The 11345-nt window shown below is 41.4% G+C and carries 8 protein-coding genes; all 8 read right to left on the bottom strand.

Translation table 11 applies throughout. The features are described 5' to 3' along the window. Nucleotides 1-79 precede the first annotated feature (79 nt). Nucleotides 80-3727, bottom strand: coding sequence for an accessory Sec-dependent serine-rich glycoprotein adhesin (locus tag HMPREF1517_RS10695; RefSeq protein ID WP_051411987.1), 3648 nt, complete (start codon nt 3725-3727; stop codon nt 80-82). A gap of 490 nt (nt 3728-4217) precedes the next feature. Beyond that, nucleotides 4218-5219: a sugar transferase gene (locus HMPREF1517_RS00125; protein WP_037598851.1), complete on the bottom strand. Its 1002-nt coding sequence runs from the start codon at nt 5217-5219 to the stop codon at nt 4218-4220. A gap of 38 nt (nt 5220-5257) precedes the next feature. After that, nucleotides 5258-5482, bottom strand: coding sequence for an accessory Sec system protein Asp5 (gene asp5 / locus HMPREF1517_RS00120; protein ID WP_002883546.1), 225 nt, complete (start codon nt 5480-5482; stop codon nt 5258-5260). 4 nt (nt 5483-5486) lie between these two features. After that, nucleotides 5487-5666: an accessory Sec system protein Asp4 gene (asp4, locus tag HMPREF1517_RS00115; protein WP_002883547.1), complete on the bottom strand. Its 180-nt coding sequence runs from the start codon at nt 5664-5666 to the stop codon at nt 5487-5489. Further along, entirely contained in the window at nt 5659-7011 is a 1353-nt protein-coding gene (gtfB, locus tag HMPREF1517_RS00110) for an accessory Sec system glycosylation chaperone GtfB (protein WP_037598850.1), read from the bottom strand. Before gtfB ends, asp4 begins: the two co-directional genes overlap by 8 nt. After that, on the bottom strand, nt 7008-8516 hold the full coding sequence (gtfA, locus tag HMPREF1517_RS00105; RefSeq protein WP_037598849.1) for an accessory Sec system glycosyltransferase GtfA: 1509 nt from the start codon (nt 8514-8516) through the stop codon (nt 7008-7010). The genes gtfB and gtfA overlap by 4 nt, the downstream gene beginning before the upstream one ends. A gap of 12 nt (nt 8517-8528) precedes the next feature. Then, entirely contained in the window at nt 8529-10904 is a 2376-nt protein-coding gene (secA2, locus tag HMPREF1517_RS00100) for an accessory Sec system translocase SecA2 (RefSeq protein WP_037598848.1), read from the bottom strand. Continuing rightward, nucleotides 10897-11343 (bottom strand): accessory Sec system protein Asp3, encoded by a 447-nt coding sequence (asp3, locus tag HMPREF1517_RS00095; protein ID WP_037598847.1) that lies wholly within the window; start codon nt 11341-11343, stop codon nt 10897-10899. Before asp3 ends, secA2 begins: the two co-directional genes overlap by 8 nt. Between the last annotated feature and the right edge of the window lie 2 nt (nt 11344-11345).

Below are 11345 nucleotides of genomic sequence, written 5' to 3'. Positions count from 1 at the left end.
CAAGCTGATTCAGATGCCGAAGTTTTCAATGATTCTGATTGACTTGCTGATACTGAAGCTGATTCAGACGCCGAAGTTTTCAATGATTCTGATTGGCTTGCTCCGATTCAGATGCTGATGTACTCAACGATGCTGATTGGCTTCCTGATACTGAAGCTGATTCAGATGCCGAAGTACTCAACGATGCTGATTGGCTTCCTGACACTGAAGCTGATTCAGATGCCGAAGTTTTCAATGATTCTGATTGACTTGCTGATACTGAAGCTGATTCAGATGCCGAAGTTTTCAATGATTCTGATTGACTTGCTGATACTGAAGCCGATTGTGAAACAGATTGTGACTTAGAAACCACCTCTGATTCTGATTGTGATTTAGAAGCTTGTTCTGACGTTGATTGTGACTTAGAAACCACCTCTGATAGTGACTGTGATTTAGACACGACTTCTGATTCTGATAGTGAAGCTGATGTTGTATCAGATGCTGAATTTGAACCTGAATCTGATTGTGATTCTACTTTCAACTTATATATATAAGTAACATTCTTATCACCTGAAGCCACTTTACCAGTCGTATCATCATCACCTGTCCAGTGACCTTGGCTATCAACTTGACCTACTGGGTAATTACCAGCTTCTACAAGTTCGTAAGTTTTACCTTCAAATTTAATTTCTTTAGGACGATTATCTACTACTGTATCATAATCCTTCTCAAGTGGTTGATCTTGCTCATCAATAACAGATCCCATGATCGTATTTCCATTAATATCTTTATAATGAACAAAGACACTTCCAACCTCTTCATAAACGTAAGTAATAGTTGATTTTGGTTTGTCAACTTTACCAGTAATAGGATCTGAAGATTTCAAATGACCATTTTCATCAACACCTCCTACTGGGTAATCACCTTTAGGAACAATTTTATATGTCTTACCATCAGTTGTCTTGATGATATTTGGCTTTTCACCTTTTTCAGTTGTATCATATGGTGTGTCATATGGTGATTTAGGTGTATCTTGACGAGATTTTTGGATTTCGTTACCTTTCGTATCTACATAAGTGATAACAACTTCACCTTCTTTTGGTGTTTCTTTCACTTTATAGATATAGGTAACATTTTTATCTTCTTTAGCAACTGAACCTGTAATCGGGTCTGAAGTTGTAAGGTGACCATCTGAGTCAACTTGACCAACAGTATATGTACCTGCTGGTACCAACTCATAAGTTTTACCGTTGTACTCAATTGTATCTGGACGGTTATCTACTACTGTGTCATATACTTTGTTGATAGGTTGTTGATTTTCATCTGTTACTGAATCTTTAATAGTTGTTCCTTCAGTATCTTTATAGTGAACGTAAACGTTACCTTTTTCATCTGTCTTACGGTAGTAATGTACTGTATCACCAGATGGTTTTTCATTTGCTGCTGGAATTGAGTATTGGTTACCAAATCCACCAGTAGTCTTCACTGGATTACCTGAAGCATCAGTGACAATCTTACCTGTTGCTGGATTGAGAGCATATTTCGTAGCTCCGCCGATAACGTTTTGCTTGTTACCACCAGGTGTTGAGTTCTCAGTTCCTTTTGGTTCAGCAACAAACATGTAATCTGCTTCGCCTACATGTCCAGTCGCATACCAACCTGTGATGTAGACAAGACCTTCATTTGGCTTATCTGGGTTGTGCCATGGTGAAACTGTCAATTGGTAATCACCATTCTTACTATTAACAACAGCCTTATCAGTCTCCATGTTTGTCGCAGATGGAATATACTTCTCACCTGGTTTAATCACTGGAGTAGTGTAAACAAGTGTGTAGCCGTTAGTATCTGTGTTGTTCCCCATTGTAGCTTCATTGTAAGTTGAAACCGCCGATGGATCCAAAACATAGATTTTAGTTACTGTTGAACCGTCATTGGCAACGACTTCACGAATACGTTTTACGTAGTAGTGTTGACGTGTACCCTTAAGTTCGGCAAATTTAGCACCTACAGTGTTACCTAGTTCACCAGACATTGTTGAAGAATCAGCCTGTTGATACAAAACATACCCCTCAAATGAACGTGGGTTAGAAGCTGTATAGTTTTGACCTTGAATACCTGTTTGAGTAAATGTAGCAAGTTCAGTTTCATTACCCGTTGGTTTGTAACTTTGAGTTGTTGTATCGCTCGTTGAACGGTTTGCATCATAAGTTGATGAAGCTGTATCAACTACTTTATAGTGAGTTGTTTGGTTCATCTTAGTTGATGGTACACCAATTTCAACGTTTGGTTTGCTTTCAGTTTGGTTAGCTGGTGTTAAGTAGTCATATACTTGTTCAGTCTTTTTGGCGAATGAAACATTTCCGTTGTTTTTAATAATGATATCCACACTTGCAGAACCACCATCAGTTGATGCATTATATACAAGGTATGGATAATAAGTCTTAGATGAAAGGTTTCCAAGATTTACTTCTTTACCAGCGTTAGCTGAAGACAAAGTTGTACTTGCAACTTCACTTCCTGTATTCTTATCTACCAAACGTACATAAACATCAGGATTGTTTGAGCTATTTGTCTTATCAACTGACAATGTCACATAATAGTTTGTGTTGTAATCTTGGTTATATGATTTAAGATTCCAAACACCAAATGTCAAACGATTTGCTGCTGGGTCAGCTGCGTAGCCAGAAGGAATTGTTGTTGATTTATCAGTAAGTGTTGCACCATTAGCATCGTCCATGCTTGGAGTTGCACTCACACCTGCTGAAAGTGTATTTGAAGTAGCGATTGGTGCCAACTGTGCTGTCACTGCTGCAACACCATTAACTACTGAGTTACCTGTGAAGCCGTTGTCAGTGATCTTAGTCATCATGTTGTCAACAGCGTTACCAAGTCGCTCACGTTGTTCTGCGTAAGCAGCGTTTGTTGCTGATGCAGCAAGCAATGTTGTTGATTTAGCAACTTCTTCTTGAACTGTTGCGATAGCTGTTTGGATTTCAGTCTTAGAAGCTGTGTCAGTCAATTTAGCTTGATAATCTTTAGCAATATTTACAAGCAATTCTGCTTCTGAAACGTTTTGATCCAAGATAGTTTTTTCATCTTCTTGAGTAGCTGTTTCTGATGCAGTTGCAGCTGTTGAAGTTGCTGATTCTGAAGCTGAAGATGATTCTGAGTGTGAACCACTGTTGCTTTCAGTGTGTGATTGGCTTTCAGAAGTTGAGTTCACTTTGCTAAGTGATACAGATTCTGAGATAGCTTGTGACAATTCTGCTGATACAGATTGTGATACTGAAACTGAAGCGTCTGTGCTTGCTTGAGCGTCAACTGAAGAGCTTGTAGACTCTTGACTAGCTGATGCTGGAGCTTCTGAAGCTACTGTTTCAGATACTGGAGCAGCGCTCAAGGCAACTGAATCAGAGTTAGCAATGATATCATGATTTGTAGTTGCTTGGCTTTCCAAAGCTGGAGCACTTGTTTCTTCGGCTTGAGCTGTGTAAGTAGCTACTGCACCACCTGCCACAGCACCTGCTGCTGCAATCCCTTTAAGGAGTGCTTGACCTGAAAGAAGAGAAGTTTTTTCTTCAACATTTTGAACTGATACTGACGGAGCGTCTGCACCACCTTTAACAACTTTAAAAAGTCCAAAGTTTGATGTTGCAGCACGAAGCCAGTTTTTACCCGATTTGATAAGTTTGAAGCGAGTCACGCGATCGGTTTCGCGGAATTCACCTTCGTTACGTCTAAAAAACATATTTACCTCCTAAAAATATGAGTGATTTCCTAATCTGGAAATTACAATTTATAATATATCACAAGTTTACTAAAAATTGTTCTTTTTTATCTCATTTTCTCCAAAAAATATAAGGTTTTCTCAATTCTGAATTTTCTGATTACTATAAACAATTACCCTTATTTTTATGTGCAAACGGTTGAAGCTCCCTATTTTATGCTATTTATTTCTATTATTCTCATTTTTAAGCTTAATATCGTTCGGTTTAAAATTATCCAACAATTCCATTTTTGATAAATTGTCACACAATTACAATCAATTATTTTAGGCGAATTCTTTACATCTGTTAGGCTATTATTGACTATTTTTTAACATTAATACTAATTAGAGACAGACCTTCCTTAATTCCTTAAGTCTAAAGTGAAAACGATTTGAATAATTTATAAAAATTCAAGATATATGCTCAGATTTGTCACAAAAAAAGGATTACCTTTCGATAATCCTTTTTCAATTAGCTTAATGCCATGATAGCATCAATAAAAAGCTTCTTGATGAAATAACCATTGCTAATGAGGTAAGCAGTGTATTGTGCGTTAGCAACCATCTGAGCATACTGCTCTTCTGTACATTCTTGTACACAACGGTCTGCTTCTTCCAGACTCGAAACAACAAAGCCTAGGCCATGTTCTCTGACATAGTCAGCATTTGAAAGATAGTCAGGCACCACAACTGGCAAGCCTGCAGCTAAATAGGTAGAGAGTTTATAGGAAATATTCAACTTATAGTAATCAAGCTCATCTTCAGATTTTTCTGAATTCCCCCAGACAAGACCAAAACCTCCTTTAGAAAGGTCAAACAAGAGCTCCTGTTTATTACGCCATCCTTCAAGTTGAATTCTGGAATAATCCTTGTCTTCTTCTTTTTCCGCATAGACATGAAGAGGTGTCTCCTGCTGCCAGTTGAGAATGTGGGGGAAACGAGTTGGATTACCAGCAAAGATGAGCTTCTTTTGGAAGCTTGGTTTGTGCAAGTCAAGGTTATGAGGCAAATCCCAAAGTTCCTGGATAATAATCTTTTTGACCGTTAACCCTTCCTCAATGAGTCGATCACGCATTTGTTCTGATGGAACAACGACGACATCACAAAGATTGTACATCTCAATGTAGTTAGGCATGAGGAAATAATTACTAGGAAACATTATAGGTGGAACATCATGGATGAACATCACAAGTTTGGTTTGCACTGCCCTAAATTTATGAATGAGGCTAGTGTCCCAAGCGACACTATTCCACGACGGCGACTGGAAGAAGACAATATCGCCATAGCTCACTCCTGCCACAATACCATCAAGGCGGGAATTTAATTCACCACTTGACTCCTGGCTATTATCGTAGAAATAGATAGCTAATTCATTGGCACCAAGCTCCTTGGCAATCTTCATCGTATCATTTTGGGCAATCAAGGCCACACTACGTGGGGACTGCCCAAATAAATTCGTAAAATGTACACGCATACATACTTCTTTCTATTATATGGTAGGAAGTCCTCTACTTACTTATAAGAAACAATCATAAAAATAAGTAAGAGGATAAAGAGGGCTATGCTGATAGCCAAGGTCAACATTTTTCGAATCGGTTGGCTAGCCCAATAACTTGGTTTACCGATATTACTAGTGGCATCCGTTGAAAAAATCTGCGTTTGACGCGGTTGGATGGTCACTAGGACGATAAGGGCAACCGAAAGAATCACTGCTAGAACCATAAATACTAACATCATAAGACTACCTCAATAAACCAATAAGGGTGAAGATCAAACCGATGATAATAACAAGTCCGAGCATGATTGAAAAGCTCTTGTTAATCTTCTCTCCTCTGGTTTCTTTTTCTTTTGTGATAGGCTTTTGCTTGAGTTCTTCCATACGGCCTTCAACGTCACCGTAGAATAAATCTTTTTTAGACATGATTTCCTCCTAAAAGTGATTGTAAGCGGTCGGCCAACTCAGAGGCAGTCAGGGTGTTGGCTTGAGCTTTTTGAGCCTGCATGGCTTCTTGCATGGCTTGCTCATCGCCTAGGACTTGCTTAATCTTGGCAACCATAGCTGGATAGTTCTGACTGGCATAGATATGCTCTGGCGCTGTATAGACAGGTCCATGAGCTGTTTCTGAAAAGGCCAAAATCAACAATTGGTTTTCAAAGGCAGTTCGTGTCGCCTTGTACAATTCATTATGATGGTTAATGTCCAAGTAGAGGTCTGACTCTTGATAAAGCTTGTCCAACTGCTTGTGACTAGCGTTTGGATGGAGCACAACGTTTGAATAACGCATCATTGAAAGTAATCTTGGTGACATCTCAGTGACTGCTGCAATCTGGAAGGTCACATCAGGGAGTGACTCAACCAAGGCTTCCAAACGCTCGATTTGGTCTGAATTGGTTGCGATAAAGGCATTACGAGGTTTACCATGATTTTCCTTGAAGTCATAGGCATAGCCAAGAGACAAGATTTTATGATGCTTGTCCTCTGGCGCCAAGGTCAAGGCCTTTTCATAAGTCGCCTTATCAGGAATGATGATGGCATTGGCTCTGGCTGAATTATCTTCCAAGATACCATTCATATTACCTGGAAGGACATCACCCAGTGGCTCTTGCCAAACAAGGACATCATTGGCACCTTTATTTTCCATAGTCCATGAGACGATGAAAGGTGTCGCCAAGCTATTAAAGATAATGTGGTCGATATCACCAAAGACCTGAGCCAGGAAGGCTTTGATAAATTCGGTACGGTTGGCGAAACGGTGAAGGGCTTGTCCAGGTAGGGTCAAGAGAATATCACCGGTGAGATGATTTTCCAAGATACGTTCGTCGCCTTCTTTGGTTTGGTAGCTGGTAAAGAGTGCCTGACCATTCTCATCATGAGTGGTCTTGGCAAAACAGAAACCGTACTTGTTATAGTGGTCCACTTGGCGAATCTTACCTGACTTGTCCAACCATTCGACACTTTTGACGATACGAGCCTTGCTACCTTCAGGGTAGGTGATGCGGGCACGTTCTTCGGTGAGATTAGACACACGCGCCATCTGATTGTTCCCTGAAATTTCCCAAAAGTCTGGCACAGGAACTTGGTTGAAAAAACGTGGTTTGCCAGTTTCCTCTGCTGCTTCCACATAGTAGGTGAAGGGAGAGAGAGCACCTTGAGGGAGGAATCCATCTGGATTGATGACAACTGTTGTGGCATCATAGCCTGCTGCCTGAAGAGAGTAAGCCAAATCCTTACTGGCTTGATTGTAATAATCACATAAGAATATCATGAGCGTACCTCCTCAAGTAACTGTTTCCAAGCTGCCTTGACTTGACTGGTCAAGAAGGCTTTGGCAAGGTCATATGATTTTTGACGCATGGCTTCGATATTGTCTTTTTCATAGAGACGGACAATGGCATCCTTATAGGACTTGGTGATGACATCCACAACATGATTTTCAGCGACAGGGAGCAGATAACCATTGACCCCGTCTTCGATAAAGGTTTGATTTCCGTAAGGCACATCAAATCCAATCATCGGAAGACCTGAACCAACCGCCTCCATGAGAGTAAGGCCAAAACCTTCACTGGTTGAAGCTGTTAGGTAGACCTCGTACTGGCTATAAATGTCAGTCAAGTCAGCGTGCCCCATGAGTCGGATATAGTCGCCAGCTTGTGCTTCGACAATAATCTCACGCAACTTGGCATCCATACTACCACTACCGTAGATATCAAAAGTGATATCTGGCAGAGTCTTATGAACCTCGATAACCGCACGAACCAACCAGTCAATGTGTTTTTCCTGAGCCAAACGTGAAGCCGTAATCATTGAGAATGGCTTACGTGGCTTGTCTTGTCCAACCAATTCAGGCAAACTTCCCACTGGAATGGTGTAAATCTTTGGATCATGCTTGGTGTAGCGACGGAATTGTTCCTGTAAGATTTCCTTCTGACGATCAGTCGCCACAATAAAGAAATCAACCTTGTCTGCATTGGTAAATTGGTACTCGTAATAGTTATTCCAGAGGATGTAGTTGTCATCAGTTTGATTGACACTAAAATGCTCAGCGTGAACAACGACACCTAGGCGAGCAGCCTGTGCTTCTTCAAAGACCAACTGACCAATCCCTGTTTCACGGTCCAAAATGACCACATCATCCTTAGTTAGGGCCAGACGTTTGAAGAAATAGCGAAGGAATTCTTGCTTACCATAGAGGACCTGATCAGGGAAACGATAGATATCTTGATTATTGTCTCCTACAATCATGTCATAGGCTGTAGACCCATCTTCGTTATAAAAACGACGTTGGTAAACCTTGGCTTGATTGTCCTTAGGCGCAGAATACTCACTGCAATAACGGGTGTAAGAGTAAAAGTCCTTGCGCAAGAGCTTGTCATTGACAAAGTAGCTCACGGTTTCCACAGCGTCCTCGTCAACCGCACGAAGGTTACATGCCACCACCATATTGTCTTGTGGATAATGATAACGAATGAGGCGACCAGCTACTTCCTTGCGCTCAGGATCGGCAGGTAAGATAGCCTCGATTTCTGCTAGGCTAATAGTCGATGGTGCAATCTTAACATCTGTAAAATAGCTATGGAGCCAGATGATTTCGTCGTCTGCAAAACCAATCTTGCTAGTCATATGCTCGATATTATCTCCAAGGATGAGATCCATAAAGACAAATTTTGCCTCTTGTCCCATTTCCCTGAAAATCTTGGCACGATAGGCCTGGGCATATTCGACACCACTGCTGGCCCAACCTATGCCTAAATTAATGTTATATACTGTCATAATTTCCTTATTTTATGGGAAATGGCTGATGATATCTCCTTTTTTAGTGACTTGCACCTGACTAAGGAGAAGATTACGAACCATATCCTTTCTGATTTGACGTTTCATGGCTTCAAAGCCCTTGTATGCCTCTTGGTAATATTCGACAATAGGGTTCTTTTGACTGAGTTGCTGGCTACCGATAGCCATTTGGAGTTGTTGCAGATAGTCTACCTGCTCTACCCAGTTGTCATCCACAGCCTTAAGCATGGATAGGCGTTGGAAATACTCGTTAAGTTCCTTAGTCTTCAACTCCTGCTTCTTAGCATCAAGTTCACGATAGGCAAACTGGTAGATGAGTTCCAAGACTTGCTCACGATTGTTGAGGTCTAAATCATTAGGAATTTCATTGATGCGGAAGCTGATATTACGCAAGATGAAATGGTAAAGATTTTCCGCTTTTGAGAAATCTTCCTCAGCCATAGCTTGGTCGATGAAATCGTCAAGAACCTCGTCAATAACAGTGTCCAAACCTTGATTGTGGTAGATGAGACGGTCACGTTGAGCATAAATCATCTCACGTTGGATGTTCATACTTTCTGCAAATTCAAGCGTTTGACGACGTGAGGTACGACCAGAACTCTCACTAGCTTCTTGGGCTTTTTCAACCAATTTACGATACTTGCGACCGGTCAGTTCCTTAGGCTCAATGTGATCATTAATGGCATATTCTTTGTAGGTACGGTGAACCCATGATGGACCGTATTTCTTAATCACATCGTCTTCAAGTGAGACGAAGAATTTAGACATACCAGGGTCTCCCTGACGTCCAGAACGGCCACGAATTTGCAAGTCAATACGTTGACTTTCCATACGTTCCGTACCGATTACGACCAATCCACCCAGTTCAGCTACGCCCTTGCCGAGCTTGATATCTGTTCCACGTCCTGCCATTGAAGTCGCAACTGTCACGGCACCCATTTGTCCTGACTCAGCAATCATCTCAGCCTCTCGAGGTGCATTGTTGGCATTTAGGAGGTTATGAGCAATCCCCTCACGCAAAAGTAAAGAAGAATAAAGCTCTGACATTTCCACCGAACCAACGAAAATCAAGATAGGATTGCCTTTTTCATGATAATGCTTAACATACTCTAAAGAAGCAAAGACCTTCTCTGGCAGAGTCGCATAAATTTTATCTGGATAGTCGATACGTTGTTTCTTACGGTTGGTTGGAATTTGAATGACCTTCATACCATAGGTATCGAGAAATTCTTTTTCCGCAACCTTACCAGTACCAGTCATCCCTGAAATTTTCTTGAATTTTTTAAAGAGACTTTGATAGGTGATAGAAGCCATGGCTCTGGTTTCTTGTGACAAGGCCACTAATTCCTTGGCTTCGATGGCTTGGTGGAGTCCACCTTGGAGCTTAGTCAATTCCAAGAGACGACCTGTCGATTTATCAAGAAGGACCACTTCAGGCCCTTTCTTACCATCACGAATGATGTAGTCCTTGTCCTTTTTATAGAGCAAGTGGGCACGAAGTGAGAAGAGCAAATGACGGGCAAAGGTACTATTTTCCTCATCGTAAAGGTTGCCGATACCGAGGTAGTTTTCAGCAGCCTTTGCACCCTTAGTGGTCAACCAAACTTCACCTTTTTCCTCTTTGAAAATGTAGTCTTCACCCTCGACCAAGGTGGTCATAAGCGTATCCATCATTCCATAGTAGTTGGACTGAACACGGGGCGCACCAGAAATAATCAAGGGAGTCTGGGCACTATCAAGAAGGACAGAGTCTACCTCATCGACGATAGCATAGTTAAAAGGACGCATGTATTTCCCGCCTTGGTTAGAAGCAAGGTTATCAATCAAATAGTCAAAACCTAGACTGGAATTAGTCGTGTAAACGATATCTGATTGATAGATGGCACGCTTTTCAGCTGGTTCCATCTCATTACTGCCTTCCACACAAGGCACACCAATCGTCAAACCTAGGAACTCATAGACCTGACCCATTTCTTCGGCGTCACGGATAGCCAAGTATTCATTGGTCGTAACGAGGATAGCCCCTTCACCTGACAAGGCATTAAGGTAGACTGGCATGGTTGCTGTCAAAGTCTTACCCTCACCGGTATTCATCTCAGCGATATGGCCCTGGTGCATGACAATGCCCCCCATGACCTGAACATCATAAGGAAACATGCCTAGCACGCGCTTATCTGCTTCACGAACAACCGCAAAAGCTTCTGGCAGGAGGTCGTCCAAGCTTTCTCCTTGGGCTAAACGCTCCTTAAATTCCTGCGTTTTATTTTTCAACTCAAGGTTGCTCAGACCAGCCATTTCATCGGCTAGGCCGTTGATTTCCTTGAGTATCTCCTTAACAGGGAGAATAGGATTCAGTTGTTTAAACATGTTCTTCTCCTGTTTCTTCCAGTTTTAAGCTGTAGAAATCCAGCTCTTTGACCCCAGCACTCAAGAGAGAAATACGATAGGTATAGGCATCATGAGGATAAACAAAGGTCATGTGGGTACTTTTTTCAATCAGCTGCTTAATTTCATTGTCATAACGGTCCAAAAAGCTGACTTTCAAAAATACTGAGCCTGTTGGTACAGCTTCGAGATTAGCCGTCAAGTCATAGCTATGCCCTTTTTTCAAAAGTGGGAGGGCAGGCTGGGTACGAGCAGCTTGATAGTTTTGGATGGCCATCCAAGACTGGATTTCCGTTCCTGATGGCACCAAAGGATTGTAAAATTGCACAGAACCATCTTGGCGCTTAACAATTTTTGAGCCATACATGTAAGCTTTGTGGTTTAAGCCCCACAAGATTTCTGATTTCTTGTTTCTGAACATTC

It is taken from the genome of Streptococcus sp. ACS2, assembly GCF_000525585.1.
Classification (GTDB): Bacteria; Bacillota; Bacilli; order Lactobacillales; family Streptococcaceae; genus Streptococcus.
This window is presented reverse-complemented; position numbering and strand designations above follow the sequence as displayed.